Annotated in this window: 21 protein-coding genes and 1 tRNA gene; 12 read left to right on the top strand and 10 right to left on the bottom strand. The window is 50.2% G+C overall.

Annotation, left to right across the window (positions count from 1 at the left end; genetic code table 11):
- Positions 1-266: 266 nt before the first annotated feature.
- The 9 genes from EKM90_RS03305 to lepA all read left to right on the top strand — a co-directional run bounded on the left by EKM90_RS03305 (position 267) and on the right by lepA (position 11,032).
- Entirely contained in the window at positions 267-1,022 is a 756-nt protein-coding gene (locus tag EKM90_RS03305; protein WP_125579636.1) for a TerC family protein, read from the top strand.
- Between the two features lie 2 nt (positions 1,023-1,024).
- On the top strand, positions 1,025-1,945 hold the full coding sequence (gene truB / locus EKM90_RS03310; protein WP_125579637.1) for a tRNA pseudouridine(55) synthase TruB: 921 nt from the start codon (positions 1,025-1,027) through the stop codon (positions 1,943-1,945).
- 4 nt (positions 1,946-1,949) lie between these two features.
- Positions 1,950-2,894, top strand: a complete 945-nt coding sequence (gene ribF, locus EKM90_RS03315) for a riboflavin biosynthesis protein RibF (protein WP_125579638.1) — start codon at positions 1,950-1,952, stop codon at positions 2,892-2,894.
- Positions 2,894-4,039 carry a radical SAM family heme chaperone HemW gene (gene hemW / locus EKM90_RS03320; protein WP_125579640.1) on the top strand — a complete coding sequence of 382 codons (1,146 nt, stop codon included), beginning with the start codon at positions 2,894-2,896 and terminating at the stop codon, positions 4,037-4,039. Before ribF ends, hemW begins: the two co-directional genes overlap by 1 nt.
- Positions 4,040-4,181: 142 nt before the next feature.
- The gene (gene hrcA / locus EKM90_RS03325) at positions 4,182-5,225 is read left to right on the top strand and encodes a heat-inducible transcriptional repressor HrcA (RefSeq protein ID WP_125579642.1); all 1,044 of its coding nucleotides are present in this window, start codon (positions 4,182-4,184) and stop codon (positions 5,223-5,225) included.
- A gap of 20 nt (positions 5,226-5,245) precedes the next feature.
- Complete coding sequence (gene grpE, locus EKM90_RS03330; RefSeq protein ID WP_125579644.1) at positions 5,246-5,812, top strand: nucleotide exchange factor GrpE; 567 nt, start codon at positions 5,246-5,248, stop codon at positions 5,810-5,812.
- 43 nt (positions 5,813-5,855) lie between these two features.
- Complete coding sequence (gene dnaK / locus EKM90_RS03335; RefSeq protein WP_125579646.1) at positions 5,856-7,721, top strand: molecular chaperone DnaK; 1,866 nt, start codon at positions 5,856-5,858, stop codon at positions 7,719-7,721.
- 121 nt (positions 7,722-7,842) lie between these two features.
- Complete coding sequence (gene dnaJ, locus EKM90_RS03340) at positions 7,843-9,000, top strand: molecular chaperone DnaJ (RefSeq protein WP_125579648.1); 1,158 nt, start codon at positions 7,843-7,845, stop codon at positions 8,998-9,000.
- 184 nt (positions 9,001-9,184) lie between these two features.
- The gene (gene lepA / locus EKM90_RS03345) at positions 9,185-11,032 is read left to right on the top strand and encodes a translation elongation factor 4 (RefSeq protein WP_404819935.1); all 1,848 of its coding nucleotides are present in this window, start codon (positions 9,185-9,187) and stop codon (positions 11,030-11,032) included.
- A 139-nt stretch (positions 11,033-11,171) separates the two neighbouring features.
- Here the strand turns inward: lepA and EKM90_RS03350 are convergent, their stop codons facing one another.
- From EKM90_RS03350 to EKM90_RS03390, 9 genes are all read right to left on the bottom strand, one after another.
- Positions 11,172-12,344, bottom strand: coding sequence for a tyrosine-type recombinase/integrase (locus EKM90_RS03350; RefSeq protein WP_125579650.1), 1,173 nt, complete (start codon positions 12,342-12,344; stop codon positions 11,172-11,174).
- A gap of 88 nt (positions 12,345-12,432) precedes the next feature.
- Entirely contained in the window at positions 12,433-13,167 is a 735-nt protein-coding gene (locus EKM90_RS03355) for a hypothetical protein (RefSeq protein ID WP_125579652.1), read from the bottom strand.
- Complete coding sequence (locus EKM90_RS03360; RefSeq protein WP_125579654.1) at positions 13,164-13,568, bottom strand: hypothetical protein; 405 nt, start codon at positions 13,566-13,568, stop codon at positions 13,164-13,166. Before EKM90_RS03360 ends, EKM90_RS03355 begins: the two co-directional genes overlap by 4 nt.
- The gene (locus EKM90_RS03365) at positions 13,561-14,361 is read right to left on the bottom strand and encodes a ParA family protein (RefSeq protein ID WP_164507833.1); all 801 of its coding nucleotides are present in this window, start codon (positions 14,359-14,361) and stop codon (positions 13,561-13,563) included. The genes EKM90_RS03360 and EKM90_RS03365 overlap by 8 nt, the downstream gene beginning before the upstream one ends.
- Positions 14,362-14,514: 153 nt before the next feature.
- On the bottom strand, positions 14,515-14,802 hold the full coding sequence (locus tag EKM90_RS03370; RefSeq protein ID WP_125579658.1) for an ImmA/IrrE family metallo-endopeptidase: 288 nt from the start codon (positions 14,800-14,802) through the stop codon (positions 14,515-14,517).
- 649 nt (positions 14,803-15,451) lie between these two features.
- A complete protein-coding gene (locus EKM90_RS03375; RefSeq protein WP_125579660.1) occupies positions 15,452-15,691 on the bottom strand; it encodes a cytochrome b5 domain-containing protein in 240 nt (79 codons plus the stop codon).
- 46 nt (positions 15,692-15,737) lie between these two features.
- Positions 15,738-15,808, bottom strand: a tRNA-Gly gene (locus EKM90_RS03380).
- 400 nt (positions 15,809-16,208) lie between these two features.
- Positions 16,209-16,655 carry an ImmA/IrrE family metallo-endopeptidase gene (locus EKM90_RS13000; protein WP_225422699.1) on the bottom strand — a complete coding sequence of 149 codons (447 nt, stop codon included), beginning with the start codon at positions 16,653-16,655 and terminating at the stop codon, positions 16,209-16,211.
- 12 nt (positions 16,656-16,667) lie between these two features.
- Positions 16,668-17,105, bottom strand: a complete 438-nt coding sequence (locus EKM90_RS03390) for a helix-turn-helix domain-containing protein (protein WP_125579662.1) — start codon at positions 17,103-17,105, stop codon at positions 16,668-16,670.
- A 146-nt stretch (positions 17,106-17,251) separates the two neighbouring features.
- Here EKM90_RS03390 and EKM90_RS03395 point away from each other — a divergent pair, with 146 nt between their 5' ends.
- The gene (locus EKM90_RS03395) at positions 17,252-17,479 is read left to right on the top strand and encodes a helix-turn-helix transcriptional regulator (RefSeq protein WP_125579664.1); all 228 of its coding nucleotides are present in this window, start codon (positions 17,252-17,254) and stop codon (positions 17,477-17,479) included.
- Positions 17,476-17,742: a hypothetical protein gene (locus EKM90_RS03400; protein ID WP_125579666.1), complete on the top strand. Its 267-nt coding sequence runs from the start codon at positions 17,476-17,478 to the stop codon at positions 17,740-17,742. Before EKM90_RS03395 ends, EKM90_RS03400 begins: the two co-directional genes overlap by 4 nt.
- Here EKM90_RS03400 and EKM90_RS03405 read toward each other — a convergent pair.
- Positions 17,739-18,014, bottom strand: coding sequence for a hypothetical protein (locus EKM90_RS03405; RefSeq protein ID WP_125579668.1), 276 nt, complete (start codon positions 18,012-18,014; stop codon positions 17,739-17,741). The genes EKM90_RS03400 and EKM90_RS03405 overlap by 4 nt on opposite strands.
- 64 nt (positions 18,015-18,078) lie before the next feature.
- Here EKM90_RS03405 and EKM90_RS12740 point away from each other — a divergent pair, with 64 nt between their 5' ends.
- Entirely contained in the window at positions 18,079-18,255 is a 177-nt protein-coding gene (locus EKM90_RS12740; protein WP_164507834.1) for a hypothetical protein, read from the top strand.
- Positions 18,256-18,287: the final 32 nt, after the last annotated feature.

Raw genomic sequence — 18,287 nt, forward strand, 5'->3', positions numbered from 1 at the left:
AGTGAATCGATTAGCGACAGGAAGACCGGTGCGGTTTTTGCGCTGGGCTTCCCAGAGCTAATCGCGGCAAAGTTGAAGACACCAATGAGCGTAGCGAAGGTGGCTTCAACTTTAGGCTCGAGACCGGTTTTTGGCTCCAACCGGCCGCACAGCAGGCCACGCGCCCCAAGCGGAGCTCGCCGCCACCAATCCCGCGTCCGTAAAGATCAACCCTCGAGTTCCGGGTGCATGAGCTGGCAGACAACGGTATAATAGAACGAATAAGGATGGTGGCGCGGTTGAATTTGATTGAGAAATTATATATGCCTTTCTTTGAGGCGACAGATTGGCATCAAGCCGTGATGACCACGCAAGGCTGGGTCACGATTTTGACTCTGGCCATGCTCGAATGCCTGCTATCGGTAGATAACGCCGTGGTGCTGGCGGCACAAACCAAGTCGCTGCCAGACAAGAAGGAACAACATCATGCACTGATTTACGGCATGTGGGGGGCTTATCTGTTCCGCTTCATCGCCATCGGCCTCGGCACCTATCTGCTGCACTTCTGGGGTATCAAGGCGCTGGGGGCGGCTTATCTGCTGTGGATGTCACTGCATTTCTTCTACGAACAACGCCACCCCGATAGCGGCCCTAAGCCGACCACTGTCAAAAAAGGTGCTGGTCACTTCTGGCGCACCGTAGCGCAAATCGAGGCGCTGGATATCGTCTTTTCCGTGGATTCGATTTTGGCAGCGCTGGCCATTGATAATAATCCGGTGATTGTGCTGATCGGCGGTTGCTTAGGCATTTTGGCCATGCGGTTTGTCGCGCAAGTCATTACGGACTTCATCACCAAGGTGCCAGAGCTGGAAGTGATGGCGTATGTGCTGATTGGCGTGATCGCCTTGAAGCTGGCGCTGAGCCTACCGCAGATCAATCTTGAAGTGCCAAACTGGGCCTTCAGTATTTTCGTCTTCGGCGCGTTTTTCGTGACTTGGTTGGTACACCGCCAGCATGTGCGTCACGCAGGAGGGAAAGGATAAGCATGGACGGCATTTTACCCGTTTATAAACCCGCTGGCATGACCTCAGCCGATGTCGTCAGCAAGCTGCGCTATTTGCTCCGCATGAAAAAAATTGGGCATTCTGGCACCCTTGATCCCAGCGTGGATGGCGTGCTGCCGATTGCCTTAGGTGCCGCGACGAAAGCCGTGCCGGCGTTGATGAATCTCGGTAAAACCTACACCGGTGCGGCCACGTTAGGCTTCGCCACGGAAACAAAAGACCTCGATGGGGCGGAGGTGGCGCGCCAGCGCTTAGCTGAGCCATACACGGACGCGGCCATTGATGCGGCGCTCGCTTCGCTGACTGGCGAGATTACCCAAATTCCGCCGATGTATTCAGCGGTTAAGGTCAACGGCCGGCGGCTTTATGATTACGCCCGCAAAGGTGAAACCGTTGAGCGGCCGCGGCGGCAAGCCACGGTCTACCGTTTTGACCGCACGGCGCCAAGTATCTTTGATGCTGCAGCTGGCACCCAGAGCTTTCGCTTTGAGGCGCAGGTGTCTAAAGGCACCTACATTCGCACATTAGCGGTGGACGTGGGCGGGCAGCTCGGCGTGCCGGCAGTGATGGCGCAGCTGACTCGGATTCAAAGCGGCGGCTTTACGCTGGCCGATACCCTGGATTTGCGGTCCCTGACGCGGGAAACGGCGCCAGCGGTGGTAGCCGCGCATCTGCAGCCGATTGAGTTTGCTTATCCTCATTTGCCACTGGTCGCGTTAGATGAAACTCAGTGGCAGCGGGTGCAAGACGGCCGGGCGTTGGCTTTGCCGCAAACTGCACCGCAAGTGGGACTGACGTATCAAGGCATCCTCAAAGCCGTTTACGAACAACAAGAAAACGAATATCGCCCGGCGGTCATGTTTTTGGCCAATGCTGGACTGTCAGACATATTAGGTGATTAAAACAATGCAAGTGATCGATATTATGCCGCCGTTGCAGGCGGCGCAGGTGCCTGCCGGGCCCATTGTGCTGGCACTAGGTTTTTTTGATGGGGTCCACCGCGGCCATCAAGAAGTAATTCGCCAGGCCAAGCAGGCCGCGCAGGCGCGCGATTTGCCACTCGCGGTGATGACCTTTGACGTTCACCCGGCGGTGATTTACCGCGGCATGGCGGCCAATGACGTGAAATACCTGTCAACGCGGCCGCGTAAAATTGAATTGATGGCTGGGCTAGGGGTGGATTTGCTGTATTTTGTGCATTTTACCCCTGAGTTTGCCCGCCAGTCGCCGCAGGCATTTGTCGATCATTACCTCGTAGGCCTGAAGGCGCAGGTGGTGGTCGCTGGCTTTGATTATACTTATGGTAAACGCGACGTCGCCACCATGACGAATTTACCCATGTATGCCAAAAATCGCTTTGAGATTATCGTGGTGCCCCAAGATAGTGACGATGGCCAGAAGATTTCTTCCACCCGCATTCGCCAGGCCTTGGATACCGGCGACATCAGCTTAGCTAATCATTTGCTGGGTTATCGCTACCAAACAACTGGCGAAGTCATTCATGGCGAGGCCCGTGGGCGCACGCTGGGGTACCCCACCGCTAACATCAACACCCCGGCCGCCGAGCGCCTGCCTGGCATCGGCATCTACGTGGTGCGGCTGCAGGTGAAAGGGCAGTGGTACGGCGGCATGGCCTCAGTTGGCCGTAATGTCACGTTTGGGGCAGATCGGCCCATTACGCTAGAAATCAATTTATTTGATTTCAACCAAGATATTTACGGCGAACCAGTGGTGGTTGAATGGTGGCGCTACTTGCGCGGTGAAGTGAAGTTTGATGGGGCGCAAGGGTTGATTAATCAGCTCGCGCAAGATGAACAGCACGCGCGCAACACGCTTAAGGAGCAGGCATAATGGCAGGCGCTTATATCCATATTCCTTTTTGTTCGCATATTTGTTACTACTGCGACTTCAATAAGGTCTTCATTGAAGGCCAGCCGGTTGATGATTATGTCGACATGCTGATTCGGGAAATGAAACTGGTGATGGCCAGTCACCCGGATGAACGCATTGAAACCGTCTATGTCGGCGGCGGGACCCCGACAACGCTGACGCCGGTGCAGCTGGAGCGGCTGATCACCGGGATTCGCGAGGCACTGCATTTTGACGCCGGGGAGTTTACCTTTGAGGCCAATCCCAATGACCTGCTGACGACGGACAAGCTGCAGGTGTTGCACGACAATGGCGTCAATCGGTTGTCCATTGGGGTGCAATCCTTCAATGACGACATTCTTAAGCGCATTGGCCGCACCCACCGCGCTGCGGATGTGTACCAGGCCATTGCCAACGCGCGCAAAGTCGGCTTCGAGAATCTTTCCATCGACCTGATTTTCCGGCTGCCGCAGCAAACCCGCGAGGACTTCTTGGCGAGTCTGCACCAGGCCTTAGATTTGGATTTGCCGCATTACTCGACGTACTCGCTGATTTTGGAGCGCAAAACGATTTTCTACAACTTGATGCGCAAAGGGCGCCTGCAGCTGCCTAACCAGGATACTGAAGCGGATATGTATCAAGATGCCATTGATTTGATGGCCACGCACGGCTTGGCTCAATATGAGATTTCAAATTTCGCCAAACCGGGCTACCAGTGCCAGCATAATCTGCTGTACTGGCGCAATGACCACTACTTCGGGTTTGGGGCCGGCGCGTTCGGTTATGTCGGCCGCGATCGGTACCACAACTTTGGCCCCATTCAGCAATATCTGGCGCCGCTGCATGACCATAAGGTGCCGGTGATTGAACATCACTTGGTGCCACTCGAAGAGCAAGTTGAGGAAGAAATGTTCCTTGGCCTCCGGACCCGCGAAGGCGTGTCACGCCAGCGCTTTGCGGAACGCTACCATATGAGCGTGGAGGCGGTGTATGGCGAGCTACTTGAGCAGCTGGTTGATCAGCAGCTAATAGAAGTAGATGACCAGCGCATTCGGCTCACGAACAAGGGCCAGTTTTTAGGCAATGAAGTCTTTCAGCAATTTCTGCTGGATGATCAATTGGTATGATGAATCGGCCTCCGTCTTGGGGCCGATTTTTGGCTTAACGGCAAGGAATTAGCAGGCAGAGGTTGACTTTGCTAAGCGTGGTTGCTATATTATGTAGTGTACTTAGCACTCAAACGGTATCAGTGCTAAAAGAGGTGGGATTATGTTGACGAAACGCCAACTGCTCGTCTTGAAGGAGATCATTCGGTCATTCACAGAAAGTGGCCAACCGGTCGGCTCCAAGACGTTGATGGCTGAACTGCCGATACATGTCAGTTCAGCGACAATACGAAATGATATGGCGGCACTCGAAGAGCAAGGCCTGATCAAAAAAACGCATAGCAGCTCTGGCCGGGTCCCATCGACCAAGGGTTATCGCTTTTACTTGGATAACCTGGTTGAACCGACGGCGGTTTCGGCTAATGAGATTGCGGCGATTCAACAAGGTTTCGGCGGTCATTTTTACAAGATCGACGAAATCGTGGCGCAAAGTGCGCGGATTTTGTCCAACTTGACCAGCTACACGGCAATCACCCTTGGGCCTGAGGTCACCAACCTCAAGTTAACCGGGTTTCGGATGGTGCCACTGGGCAATCATCAGGTGATGGCGATTCTGGTCACTTCTAACGGCAGTGTTGAAAGCCAGTTGTTCACCTTGCCGCCGGAAGTTGATTCCGATGGTGTCGAGAAGGCCATTCGCATCATCAACGACGAATTGGTCGGCTTGAGTCTCGGTGAAGTGGCCCAGAAGCTGCAAACCGAGGTACCCGCGGTGCTGTTTAAGTACATGACATCGCCTGATGGGTTCTTGGATATCTTCGGGAACGTCCTTAAGAAAGCCGCGGCTGAACGCTTTTACGTCGGTGGCCGGTTAAACCTGATGGATTACCTGGGCGATAACGACGTGGATCAGCTGAAGCGCCTGCTGGCCATGATGGATTCCGAGCAAGGCAACGTCAACGCCTTGCTGGGGCCGCTCCATGACTCGCATATCAAGGTCAAGCTCGGTTCAGAGCTGACCCCAGATGTGCTGGCAAACTTAAGCCTGCTGACAGCGAACTACTCTGTCGGCGAGCATGGGACCGGGATGATTGCCTTGATTGGCCCGACCCAAATGCCATATTCTAAGATGATCGGACTACTGGATGCCTTCCGTGAGGAGCTGGCAAAACGCTTGACCGATTATTACTCGCATTTTGATCAGTAAAACGGTAAGGGAGGCACGACATGACTGAAAAGAAAAAGGCCGAGCAGCCAAAAGCTGAACCGGCCAAACAGCCATCGTTGAAAGAAGAAATCGCCGCGGAAATGACCGCCGATTTGGATGCTGAAATCAAAGACGAAAAAGTCGATGTGAAGGCACTGCAAAAAGAGCGCGATGAGCTCGAAGACAAATACCTGCGGGCAGCGGCAGAAATCAACAACATGAACAAGCGCTTCAACAAGGAGCGCGAGGCCGCTGCTAAATACGACGGGCAAAAGCTCGCCAAGGCGGTACTGCCGGTGCTGGACAACCTGGAGCGGGCCTTAACGGCTGAGGTGAAAGAGGACAGCGCGGTGTCTTTGAAGCAAGGGGTCGAAATGGTTTACAATCATCTTGAGGCGGCGCTGAAAGAAAATGGCGTCACCGAAATCGACACCAAGGGCCACTTTGACCCGACCTTGCATCAAGCGGTGCAAACTGTGCCGGCGGATGATGACCATCCTAAAGACACTGTGGTGCAGGTCCTGCAGCGTGGTTACATGCTGAAGGATCGCGTGCTGCGGCCAGCGATGGTTGTTGTCGCAAATTAGTCAACTCAATTTTTAAAAACTGAATTAAGAAGGGGATTTAACTATGAGTAAAGTTATCGGCATTGACTTAGGGACCACCAACTCTGCGGTTGCGGTGCTTGAAGGCGGCCAACCAAAGATTATCACTAACCCAGAAGGCAACCGCACCACGCCATCTGTTGTGGCGTTCAAAGACGGCGAAATCCAAGTCGGTGAAGTCGCTAAGCGCCAAGCAATCACCAACCCAGATACCATTACCTCCATCAAGCGTCACATGGGGGAAGCCGGCTACAAAGTGAAGGTCGGCGATAAGGAATACACCCCGCAAGAAATCTCTGCGATGATCTTGCAATACATGAAGAAGTTCTCTGAAGACTACCTGGGCGAAGAAGTGACGGATGCGGTCATCACCGTGCCTGCTTACTTTAATGATTCGCAGCGGCAGGCGACCAAAGATGCTGGTAAAATCGCCGGCTTGAACGTTTCCCGAATCGTCAACGAACCAACCGCCTCTGCTTTGGCCTATGGTCTGGACAAAGGCGACAAGGATGAAAAAGTCCTGGTTTACGACCTTGGTGGTGGGACGTTTGATGTCTCTATCCTTCAGTTAGGCGACGGCGTGTTCGAAGTGCTGTCCACGAACGGCGATACGCACCTGGGCGGTGATGATTTTGATAACAAGATCATCGACTGGCTGGTTGCTGAATTCAAGAAGGACAACAACATCGACCTGAGCCAAGACAAGATGGCGATGCAGCGCCTGAAGGATGCCGCTGAAAAGGCGAAGAAGGACCTGTCTGGCGTTTCCCAGACTCAGATTTCCTTGCCATTTATTTCCGCTGGCGCCAATGGCCCGCTGCACTTGGAACGCACGTTGACCCGTGCTCAGTTCGACAACATGACCTCTGACTTGGTTGACAAGACTCGCATCCCAGTGGAAAACGCCATGAAGGATGCCGGTTTGACCAACGCTGATATCGATAAGGTCATCTTGAATGGTGGCTCCACTCGGATCCCAGCCGTCCAAGAAGCGGTTAAGAGCTGGACCGGTAAGGAACCTGACCACAGCATCAACCCTGACGAAGCCGTTGCGCTTGGCGCTGCGGTACAAGGTGGGGTCATTTCCGGGGATGTGAAGGACGTCGTTTTGCTGGACGTGACGCCACTGTCCTTAGGGATTGAAACCATGGGCGGCGTGTTCACCAAGCTGATCGACCGCAACACGACTATTCCTACTTCGAAGAGCCAAGTCTTCTCTACGGCTGCTGACAACCAGCCTGCCGTTGACATTCACGTCCTGCAAGGCGAACGCCCAATGGCAGCGGACAACAAGACCTTGGGCCGCTTCCAGTTGACCGACATTCCAGCCGCTCCGCGTGGCGTTCCTCAAATCGAAGTTAAGTTCGATATCGACAAGAACGGCATTGTGCAGGTTTCCGCGAAGGATCTTGGCACTGGCAAGTCTCAGAACATCACGATCAAGAGTTCATCAGGGTTGTCCGATGATGAAATCGATCGCATGATGAAGGAAGCCAAGGAAAACGAGGAAGCCGACAAGAAGCGCAAGGAAGAAGTCGACTTGAAGAACGATGTTGACCAATTGATCTTCCAAACCGACAAGACCCTGAAGGATCTCAAGGGCAAGGTTTCTGACGACGAAATCAAGAAGGCCCAGGATGCTGAAGATGCCTTGAAGAAGGCGCAACAAGAAAACAACATCGAGGACATGAAGACCAAGCGCGACGACCTCAACAAGATCGTGCAAGATCTGACAGTCAAGCTTTACGAACAGGCCCAAAAGGAACAACAAGCCAAGGGTCAAGCTGAAGGCGGCGCTGACAGCAACGCGAGTGCCCAAGGCAAGGATTCCGGCGACGATGGCCAAACGTTTGACGGCGAATACAAAGACGTCAACAACGACAAGAAGTAATCAGCTTGCCTCACGTTAAAAAGCCAAGGCCACGCGGCTTTGGCTTTTTGATTGGATCGACGAGGTATGTTATCCTGAATAAGCTTTTTGGGGCACGCAGCTCCAAATCGAGGAGGCAATAATGGCAGATCAAAAAGATTACTATGAAACACTTGGCGTCAGTCGGGATGCCAGTGATGATGAAATCAAAAAGGCCTTTCGGCGCCTGTCGAAACAATACCACCCCGATATTAACCATGAACCCGGGGCGGAGCAGAAGTTTAAAGACATCAATGAGGCGTATCAAGTCTTATCCGACCCGCAAAAACGTGCCGCTTATGATCAATACGGCTCGGCTGATGGCCCTCAAGGCTTCGGCGGCCAGGGCGGATATAGTCAGGGCTTCTCCAACTTTGGCGGCGGTCAAAGTTTTGGCGGCTTCGACGATATCTTCAGTCAATTCTTTGGCGGCGGTGGTCAAGGCGGCCAAAGCGCGACCTCACCGCGGCAAGGGGCAGATCTCCAGTATCGGATGGATCTGACCTTTGAAGAGGCGGTGTTTGGCAAAGATACTAAGATTTCTTATGACCGGGAAGCCATGTGTCACACTTGCGGCGGCTCTGGCGCCAAACCTGGCACTAGCCCTGTGACCTGCTCGAAGTGTCATGGCAGTGGCTACATCCAGGTACAGCGCAACACCCCACTTGGCGCCATGATGACGCGCCAGGTCTGTGACGTCTGCAACGGCACCGGTAAAGAAATCAAAGAAAAGTGCCCAACTTGCCACGGCACCGGTCATGAAAAGCAGCGCCACACCATCGACGTTAAGGTCCCAGGCGGCGTCGAAGATGGTCAACAGATGCGCTTGCGCGATGCTGGGGAAGCTGGTGCGAACAACGGCCCTTATGGGGACTTGTTCATCGTCTTCCGGGTGGCGCCAAGCGACAAGTTCGAACGCGATGGCTCGACCATTTACTTCAAATTGCCGATCAGCTTCGCGCAAGCAGCGCTGGGCGACACGATTAAAGTCGACACCGTCCATGGCCCAGTAGAACTGAAGATTCCGGCCGGCACCCAAACCGCAGCCAAGTTCCGCTTGCGCGGTAAAGGCGCGCCGAATCCGAATCGGCCAGCCAGCATTGGGGACCAAATCGTCACAGTGACGGTCAAGACGCCAAAGACCCTGAACCAGAAGCAAAAGGATGCGTTGATGGCCTTTGCTGCCGCTAGCGGCGAAGACGTCACCCCTCACGAAGGTTCACTGTTCGATCGCGTCAAGGATGCATTCAAAGGTAAATAAGCGCTTGGAGATCAGTTGAGGCGGGTCTCCTTTTGTTTTGGCTTGCACCACTAGGAGATGAAACTAGCGAGAGGGAGGCGTGAGCCTTTCAATTCACGACCTGTGTTCAACCAAGGCTCTGTTTGAGTCCAGTTGGCGGGCTTGCTATAATAGAGTGACATGACTTTCAGGAAAGTGGGCACGTATGGTAAATATCGATAAAGCAGAATTATTAGACCGGCAAAAGCATATCCGCAATTTTTCCATTGTGGCGCATATCGATCACGGCAAGTCGACCTTGGCGGATCGGATTTTGGAGCTAACGGATACCATTGCCAAGCGCGATATGCAGGCGCAGGTTCTAGATGATATGCCGCTGGAGCGTGAACGCGGGATCACCATCAAATTAAACGCGGTTGAGCTACATTACAAAGCCAACGACGGCGAAACTTATATTTTCCACCTCATCGACACGCCAGGGCACGTCGACTTTTCGTATGAAGTCAGCCGCAGTCTGGCGGCCTGTGAAGGGGCGCTATTGCTGGTGGACGCGGCTCAAGGTGTTGAGGCGCAGACCCTGGCGAATGTTTACTTGGCCCTTGATGATGATCTGGAAATCGTGCCCATCATCAACAAGGTCGATTTGCCTAGCGCCCAGCCGGATGTCGTCAAGGAAGAAATTGAAGAAATGATTGGCCTGGATGCTTCGGAAGCGATTTTGACCAGCGCCAAAACTGGCCTTGGCATTCCGGAAGTATTGGAACGCATTGTTTCTGATATCCCGGCCCCCAGTGGCGATATCGATGCCCCGCTGAAAGCTTTGATTTTCGATTCGGTTTATGATTCTTACCGCGGCGTCGTGCTGGCGGTGCGGATCGAGGACGGTCTGGTCAAAGTCGGCGACACCATTGAGCTGATGAGTAATCAGAAGCGCTATGAAGTCACCGAAGTCGGCGTCATGTCCCCGAAAGCGGTCCAGAAGGATTATCTGATGGTCGGGGATGTCGGTTATATTACGGCCTCCATCAAAACCATTCAGGACACCCGCGTCGGCGATACGGTGACCTTAGCGGACCGGCCGGCAGACAAAGCGCTGGATGGTTTTCGCCAGATCACTCCGATGGTTTATTCTGGCCTGTTCCCAGTCGATAACGCCAAGTTTAACGACCTCCGCGAAGCTTTGGAAAAGCTGCAACTGAACGACGCAGCGCTGGCCTTTGAGCCGGAAACCTCCCAGGCCTTGGGCTTTGGGTTCCGCGTAGGCTTCTTAGGTTTGCTGCACATGGACGTGGTGCAGGAGCGGTTGGAACGCGATTTTGATTTGGATTTGATCATGACCGCGCCGAGTGTGGACTATGAAGTCGACAAAACCGATGGCACCACGATTCAGATCGATAATCCGTCAGAATTGCCGGAAGCCAGTGAAGTGAAAGAAATCCGCGAGCCGTTCGTGAAAGCCAGCATCATGGTGCCAAATGATTACGTCGGCCCGGTGATGGAAATTGCGCAGCGTAAGAGCGGCGAATTTGTCACCATGGATTACCTCGACAAGTATCGCGTCAACGTCATCTATAACTTGCCGCTGTCGGAAATCATTTATGACTTTTTCGATGATTTGAAGTCGTCCACCAAGGGTTACGCCAGTTTGGATTACGAAGTCACCGGCTACCGCGCCTCTGACCTGGTCAAAATGGATATCCTGCTGAATGGTGATCCGGTTGACGCCTTATCGACCATTGTGCACAAGGACTTCGCCTTTGAGCGTGGCCGCGCGATTGTTTCGAAGCTAAAGGAAACCATTCCTCGGCAGCAGTTTGAAGTGCCGATTCAGGCTGCGATTGGGACTAAGATTATCGCCCGCAGCACGGTCAAGGCCTATCGAAAGAACGTCCTGGCGAAGTGCTATGGCGGGGATATCACCCGGAAACGCAAACTGCTGGAAAAGCAGAAGGCTGGGAAGAAGAGAATGAAGGCGGTTGGTTCTGTTGAGGTTCCGCAAGAAGCGTTCATGAGCATTCTGAACATAAGCAAGGACGGAAGTGGCGATAAATAAGGGTTTTGCTTGTGAAATTTCGATATTTTCTGCTTGCTTGCCAACGGTTTGCCTACGCCGCTTAAAATCCGTAGGCAAAATATGGTTCAAATTGTTCGGCTGAATCTGTTCCGTTTTGGCACTTGCCAACGGAAAGGGTTCAGCCTTTTTTGCGTTTCAAGTAGTCTTCAAAAGTGATGGCCGTATCGTTCCTCATTTCTTCGGTGACATGCAGATATGTGTCAGCAGTCGTCGACATCTTGGCGTGGCCGAGACGTTCCTGTACGACCTTGAGTTTCTCACCCGCATCAAGCAGCATCGTGGCGTGAGTGTGGCGCAGTGAGTGGAAGGAAAACGGAAAGCCAAGATCATCTGATAGCTTGCGTGAGCGATATTTGATGTAACCCGGCACCACCGGGTTGCCGTTGTCCCACGTGCAGACGAAGTTGGATTCGTTGTACAGCGATCCATAGCGGATACGCATCTGCATTTGAGCTTGGCGCTTGGCTTTCAGCTCAGCCACCAGGGAAGGGCCGATGGTGATGGTGCGGTAACCGGCGGCACTCTTGGGCGAGTCCAGGTCGTAGACGCCGTCGCCTTTCTGTATCATGTTCCGCTCAACGCGAATAGTAGCTCCTTCAATATCCACCATGTCCCATTCGAGGCCGAGCACCTCACCGCGCCGCATACCAGTATTGAATGCGATGACAAGTGGCATGTGATACGGGTCAGCAGGCGGGCAGGCGGCCAGCAGTTGCTCGTACTGGTCGTATGTGATGATCTTAAAATCTTGGCGAGTGGTGGCTGGTGTTGGCGCATACTTTGGCATATCCACGTAGCCAGCCGGGTTCTCCTTGATGATCTGGTAGGGGTAGACAGCTCGCTTCAACGCTTCTTTCACGACCGTAAGGATAATCTCGACCGTGTGCTTTGCAGGCGGCTTGCCAGTCCGTGGCAGCTTCGTTTCGGCGATGTGGTTCACGAACTGCTGAATCACGGCAGGTGAGATCGTCTTCATCTTATACTTTCCTAGGTAAGGCTTGACGTAGCGGTTGACGACGTTCAGGTAATTTTTGCGCGTGTTGTATTTCAGGTTCTTTTCTACATAGTTCTTGATCCAGTAGTCCATATAGTCTGCTACCGACATATCTTTGAGCTTGACGGTGAGGCCGCCACGCTCGTACTCATCTAGCGCCTTTCGGAGCGCGCGCTGTGCGTCCTTCTCGGTGTAGCCGCCAACTCGCTCGATGCGCTGACGTTTGCCGTCTACTGTTGCGGCCTCGAATGAGTAATACCATTTCTCGCCGCGCTTTCTAACGTGTCCTTCTGTCATTTTTGTGCCTCCTGAATATTCAATTCCTTTAATATTCACGAACTGGTGTTCGTTACATGTGTGAAATAAAAGCCCCGAAATGAGGCTTTTAGGCAATTATTGAAAGTGATGATTCAGAAATTGAACTATGTTTCGAAAGCCAAGCAAAATCTGACCGAGATAATACTCGGGTATTGATGAATTTCTGTGCATAGAAGATGATGCAAAATAAGCAATTTTCTAATTCTGCTTGAAACTGTATGAGTGATTGATCAGATTGCTTATGCAGCCTTGATAGAAAATCATCGAAATATTCTGGATACCTAGTGGATGGATTTCCATGAGTTGTACCGTTTAGCTTGGTATATAAACTATCAAAATATTCCGCAACTTCGGAGCAACCAATGGCTTTTAACTGATTTGAAAATTTGGATGTCAAGGTCTTCACCTTTCTTGTGGTAACAGCACCTTCAAGCGTTCCAACTTCCGGTTCGTTTCTTCTATGTCCCTGAGAAAGTAATGTATTAAACTGTAGAATTAAACATAACCTTGCGAGGGTTTCGATGATGGTTCGTTGAGATCTAATCATTGGGATTCCTTGGAACAATCCTGTGAAAACTTCGAGTACGTTGTTTTTAAATGTTATTTCATATTCTTTATAATCTAGTTTTACTGGAATACCTTGAAGACTTAATGCACCTTCCAAGTCTTGGGTTGCCCGAAAAATCAATGAGATTAAAGAAGATATTGAGTTGATAGACTCGTGTGTAAGTACGAAATTGGTGTCATACTGGGCTAAAAGTGATTCAACACCGGAACTGTCAATGTATTCAGTATTTATCATCCTTCTTCGATGATCCGTTTCCATTGCTTGAGAGGGGAGTCTGATCCAGATGGTTTCTCTTTAGCCGGCTGAGCATCCTGAGGAGAATTGGATTTTTTGTTCCATAGAAGCATTTCCGAGACAATATTCTGAAGTTCCTTTATGTCGGAGATAGTAATAGACGGTGTTATATAGGCGTCTTTAGTGAGACGAGCAAATAATGCAGTGCGAGACCCAAATAAGTAGTCTTTATACTCATCGTGACCAATTTTATTGGCAAATGGGCGAAGCTCAATATTAGGGTGGATAAGGTTCCTATCTAGGATGATTTTTGCTAATACGGATGGAATCATGTCTGAAGTAATCTCAAGATTACTTTTCGTAATGTTTAGAGTAGTGAAATCTTTTAAGTATTCACTCATTGGCTTTCTCCTCCGAGGTCTTTGCAATAAACTCGTTTGCTAGTGCATGAATTTCAGATGCGTTGAGGGTACGATCACTCATCAGTGCTCCTGTACCCGTACGGTTAATTTCTTTTTCGGAAATTTTTGATTTAAAGAAAACTTCTCTCTCTAAATCGTCAAGGACTTTCTGACGTCCTGCAAGTTTATCACGCCATAAGTTTACAATAATTCCGAGATTTTTTAAATCTAGATCAGAAACTATTGGATCACTTTTCATTTTGCTTTGAAGTAGCGAGTATCCCAAAGCAGCAAACATATCTGGCTGTATTGGTACGGCATAATAATCGCTTGCGATGAGAGAAGCTTGGGAATAGACGGAGTAAGTAGCGGGAGTGTCGATAAGTATGTAGTCGTACTGATCACTAATTTCTTTTAAACGAATTTTTAAAAGCTTTTCGGATCCTCTAGGGGAAGTTTCGAAATCTGTTAGTTTGAGATCCCCTGGGATAATGTCTAAATTTGTGTCGAGTGGGAAAATTGTACTTGCCGTTGTAATATTCACACCTGACGTGAATGAGTCAGATGAAGATAGTAAACCGGAAATTGTAAGATGTTTTGTACGAAGGGGAGTGTAGTTTGCAATGTCGTTAAATCGAGTAAAACAAAGCTGGCTTGCATTGAATTGAGGATCCATATCGACCAAAAGCACTCTTTGGTTGTGGTTTGATGCAAGCTCTCTTGCGAGATTCACGGCCACGGTTGTTTTACCAACGCCGCCTTTCATGTTTATAAAACTGACAATTTTCGCCATTACAAATTCCTCCATAAGTCAAATTTGCAAATTGTATTCCGTATTATCCCAGCCTCCGCGCGAGGTTATTGATTTTCGATAGGCTAGAGCGGTCTGTGGATTTTTACGCTAATCACTGACCAGCTTTTTCGCCATCAGTATTTGGACGTATAACTACTCCAGCGGTACCCCATATTCATGTGTCAAATCGCTCACGCAGTCTGGTAGCTCGGAGTGTTCTTCCCAGTACAGACGCACCATGAGCGCGCTGGCGAACTGATCGGCCTCGTACTCGGCCTTGCTGTCGCCGTGGCTGGTAATTTTGTAGAAGCTCGCTACATCTGCGTGCAGGATGACATGGCCAAGCTCATGCGCCATCACATAGTAACGTTTGTTGCTGTCGTGCACGGATTCGTTGAGCATGACGACTGGTTGGCCAAGCATGTACTGTGTCTTGCCCATGACGCTGCGTCTAGGTCAGATCAGCGAAGATCTGCGCCAAGCTCCTCGGCGATGCGGAAGAGGTCGGCGGTGCCGTAACATATCAGCTTACAAGATATATGATGAACAGGACTATGCTGCCAAAAATGAAAAGAGAAGCCCAAGCAATATTGCTATGAGGATTATCGGGGCTTAGCAGCCAATAAGTAGAATGTCCTGCGTGGCCAAATATCAATATATAAAGGCCATACAACAAAAGCAAAATAGCAATTATCAAAATAGAGTTTTCGTGGAAAATATTCATCCATTCATTCACCAAACTATGCCTCGATTAAGAAATTGAAAGTGTCTGAGAAGGCACAAGACTGATGGCTGCCCAGAACCAATCAAGTTAGCTAAATGCGTAAATTATAAGTCCAACAACACCAAAAGCTTCAAGAACGAATCCCCACTTGTAAAATCTGTTTGGTGGAAAATCGGGATTGATAATGATCCAGGAAATCCACCGTTGTCTCCCCAGTTAGTGATGATGGTGCCGACGAAAAAGCAAAGCATGGTAACTAAAAGAAACCACGAATTGTTTGTTTGAATGGTTATCATTCCTAGCATTGGCGGCTTCTTTTTTCGTCAGTCAATAGCCCCGACAGATTATTTAAGAAGAGCCTGTACGCTACCCAATATACTTGCCAACAACGGGGACCTTGCTGAGAACCTTTTTGCCATGAGGAGAGACGTTAGTGATGATGTCAGTGAGATCTTGACCAGCAACATTGCCGTGATGGTTTTCGCCCGCCCAAGCTTTAACGGACGTTAGATCGTATACGACACCATCGACTGCCACATATTTGTGGGGATCGTCTTTGCCGTTATACTTTGCCAGTTCTTCCTTAGTGAATGTTCGATCTGCCATACTGATGACCTCCAATGTTAAATTATTGTCGATACACACTCGACAAAGCGGGTGACGGGAGTCGAACCCGCGACTACAGCTTGGAAGGCTGTCGTTTTACCGCTAAACTGCACCCGCATAAACGTGGATATCAGGTCCACGTAGTGCTAGGAAATATTAGTCAACCACCTGGTAATCTGAGCGCTACACCACTCCAGAAACTCTCGCTCGGTAATAACTGGTAGGGCGAACTGCTTAGCGTATTCTAGCTTCTGAGTATCCATTTTTTCCCCGAGCGGTTTCTTGACAACACCCGCGACAATGACTTGGGTAGTCTCGACTGGTCGAATATGGGGGAAGGCGCCGCATGCTCGAGCAAGCGCCATCGCGTCTTTACGCGTCATCGTTTGGAGGCGTCCTGTGAAAGATATGTGAGTTCGCTTTAAATCAATCATGAATGAGGCTTCCTTCTTATACTTGAGAGCTGATATCACATCGTGTATTGTCGGCTTTTTCGCCATCAGTATTTGGACGTAGCTCATCTAATGAGTTCAAAGTATCGTACCATCCACTGCGGAAGCTCGTACTCATCGAGAATCTGATCGTAGTTCAATGGGTTAATGCCACCGCGGTCGCCAAACATAAACTGAAACATGAAGCAGTTGGCAATGTATTCGGCTGAACCGGTTCGTGCCACGGATGCATTCCGATAGAAGTAATTGGTGTCCGCGGACCGTGTTAGCTGCGAGTGCCCCAGTTCGTGCGCCAAGACGCCAGAGGCACTTGAATAGCTCTGCACCGTGTTCAGGTTAATGATGGCTCTTCTTGCGGCCACGAGAGTGTAGCCCATGATGTTTGTCCCAAGGTCTCGCTTAACAACCTGGACGCCGGGCAAATACTCGGCAACAGTCCAAGGGTCCCGAGTATTGTATCGGTTGACGATGCTACGTGCTTTGACGATGGCCGACTCTGCTTCGTATCGCATTTGGCCACCTTCTTAGTCCCCGGACTCGGAGCCGCGATACTTCTTTGGCGTGAAGCTCTTCTTGGCCATCTCGTGAGCCAAGGCAAGAGAGCTGCGCAGTGAGGCAACCAGCAACTCGCGATCGTGATCTGAAATCTCGGCATCGTTTTTGAAGAAGTTGACGCCTGACTTGTCGTCTAGCCCGTTGATGATACGCTCTAGCTCTTCGTCGATGGACTTCTGGTCCTTCTCAGCGAGGGAATAGTAGTGACGCTTATCAGAGCGGCCCATCAGATAGTCAGCAGAAACATCGAAAAGTTTTGCGAGTCTATCAATAGCCTTCATCGGTGGCTCTCTCGTACCGCGCTCCCAAGTACCGATCGTCTTAGGAGATACGCCAAGCTTTTCACCCAGAGTTTCTTGGGTGTAGGCATTTTCAATTCGCAAATCATGTAGCCGTTGTCCGAACATAGTGTAACCTCCTATTGATTAAATACTACAAAGCGTAGCAAAAAATTAACACGCACAAATTGTAGCAATTTATGTTGACAGATACGTTTTGTAGTTTTATATTAGAAATATCGAAAGGCTACGAAACGTAGCGGGAGGTGATTACTTTGAATAAGCTTAAGCAATTAAGGAAACAAAAGAATATTTCTTCCGATTCATTTGCAAAAATGCTGGGCGTGTCACCCAAAACCGTTGATGCATGGGAGCGAGGCTATCGAAACCCAAAGCCAGCGGCAATGCAACATATTGAAGATATTTTGGGAGCTCCCAAGGAAGAAATTTTTTTTGCAGCATTTAGCTACAAAACGTCGCCAAGACAGGAGGCAGTCAAATGAGCGAAGAACTGAAGCAGCACGCATTGCGCATCGTAGAAATATTGCAGGAACAAGGAAATCCATACCAACGAGTTGAGATTACACAGGACGAAATCAAAATAGTTTCCACCGATGTGTCCATTCCGAATGATAAAGCGGCTGAGTCTGCACACCCAACCGCTCAAGAAGCTATATTTGCAGGTTTATCATTTCCAGGCCCTGCAGTTTCCCTCGATGATTACATGAAGCATTTTGACGAGTACAAACGACGTTGCAGTAACTAGAAGCCAGCGTCTTTCATTTCACTACTACGCGATAAGTCACTGTAGAACCAACTATCAACTTTCACGATTGTGAATCGCTTTTTGACATCAACCTTAGACAGCTCAGTTGATAATTGTTCAATCGTCAAGTTTGTCTTGATTGCGATTTGGAACGTGAAGACTTGATACCAAGATTTTGGTGCTAAGTCTTCAAGCGTACCTCTAAAGGCAATTGAAAATTCTGAGTTAGGATCAGCGTCCGGCTCGAATGTAACAAAGTATTCAGTCATCATAATCACCTCCTTTCAGAGGCGATTATCTCACACAATCAAATGTCAAAGGACAGGAGGCAGCACGATGAACAAGGAAGACAAAACGGTCGCAAATGCAATTTATTTAACCTTGGACAAGTCCAATGTTCAAAAGGCTCAACGCTTAGCGGAGCAATATTTAGCCGCAATCGAAAAGGCCAACTCATTGGCAGATGAATTGACCTCTATCGGAATTGAACTGAGACAAACTACTTTAAGTTAAATTCCACATCGAGCGTCTTATGACAATGAGGG

It is taken from the genome of Lacticaseibacillus suibinensis, assembly GCF_003946175.1.
Classification (GTDB): Bacteria; Bacillota; Bacilli; order Lactobacillales; family Lactobacillaceae; genus Lacticaseibacillus; species Lacticaseibacillus suibinensis.

Excerpts from the sequence above, each read along its gene's own strand:
- EKM90_RS03370 (WP_125579658.1), bottom strand. The coding sequence starts at position 14,802 with ATGGGCAAGACACAGTACATGCTTGGCCAACCAGTCGTCATGCTCAAC.
- grpE (WP_125579644.1), top strand. The coding sequence starts at position 5,246 with ATGACTGAAAAGAAAAAGGCCGAGCAGCCAAAAGCTGAACCGGCCAAA.
- EKM90_RS03305 (WP_125579636.1), top strand. The coding sequence starts at position 267 with ATGGTGGCGCGGTTGAATTTGATTGAGAAATTATATATGCCTTTCTTT.
- EKM90_RS03400 (WP_125579666.1), top strand. The coding sequence starts at position 17,476 with ATGAGCGAAGAACTGAAGCAGCACGCATTGCGCATCGTAGAAATATTG.
- hrcA (WP_125579642.1), top strand. The coding sequence starts at position 4,182 with ATGTTGACGAAACGCCAACTGCTCGTCTTGAAGGAGATCATTCGGTCA.
- EKM90_RS03405 (WP_125579668.1), bottom strand. The coding sequence starts at position 18,014 with ATGATGACTGAATACTTTGTTACATTCGAGCCGGACGCTGATCCTAAC.
- ribF (WP_125579638.1), top strand. The coding sequence starts at position 1,950 with ATGCAAGTGATCGATATTATGCCGCCGTTGCAGGCGGCGCAGGTGCCT.
- EKM90_RS03375 (WP_125579660.1), bottom strand. The coding sequence starts at position 15,691 with ATGGCAGATCGAACATTCACTAAGGAAGAACTGGCAAAGTATAACGGC.
- lepA (WP_404819935.1), top strand. The coding sequence starts at position 9,185 with ATGGTAAATATCGATAAAGCAGAATTATTAGACCGGCAAAAGCATATC.
- dnaJ (WP_125579648.1), top strand. The coding sequence starts at position 7,843 with ATGGCAGATCAAAAAGATTACTATGAAACACTTGGCGTCAGTCGGGAT.
- EKM90_RS03350 (WP_125579650.1), bottom strand. The coding sequence starts at position 12,344 with ATGACAGAAGGACACGTTAGAAAGCGCGGCGAGAAATGGTATTACTCA.
- EKM90_RS03360 (WP_125579654.1), bottom strand. The coding sequence starts at position 13,568 with ATGAGTGAATACTTAAAAGATTTCACTACTCTAAACATTACGAAAAGT.
- EKM90_RS03390 (WP_125579662.1), bottom strand. The coding sequence starts at position 17,105 with ATGTTCGGACAACGGCTACATGATTTGCGAATTGAAAATGCCTACACC.
- EKM90_RS03355 (WP_125579652.1), bottom strand. The coding sequence starts at position 13,167 with ATGATAAATACTGAATACATTGACAGTTCCGGTGTTGAATCACTTTTA.
- dnaK (WP_125579646.1), top strand. The coding sequence starts at position 5,856 with ATGAGTAAAGTTATCGGCATTGACTTAGGGACCACCAACTCTGCGGTT.
- truB (WP_125579637.1), top strand. The coding sequence starts at position 1,025 with ATGGACGGCATTTTACCCGTTTATAAACCCGCTGGCATGACCTCAGCC.
- EKM90_RS13000 (WP_225422699.1), bottom strand. The coding sequence starts at position 16,655 with ATGCGATACGAAGCAGAGTCGGCCATCGTCAAAGCACGTAGCATCGTC.
- EKM90_RS12740 (WP_164507834.1), top strand. The coding sequence starts at position 18,079 with ATGAACAAGGAAGACAAAACGGTCGCAAATGCAATTTATTTAACCTTG.
- EKM90_RS03365 (WP_164507833.1), bottom strand. The coding sequence starts at position 14,361 with ATGGCGAAAATTGTCAGTTTTATAAACATGAAAGGCGGCGTTGGTAAA.
- hemW (WP_125579640.1), top strand. The coding sequence starts at position 2,894 with ATGGCAGGCGCTTATATCCATATTCCTTTTTGTTCGCATATTTGTTAC.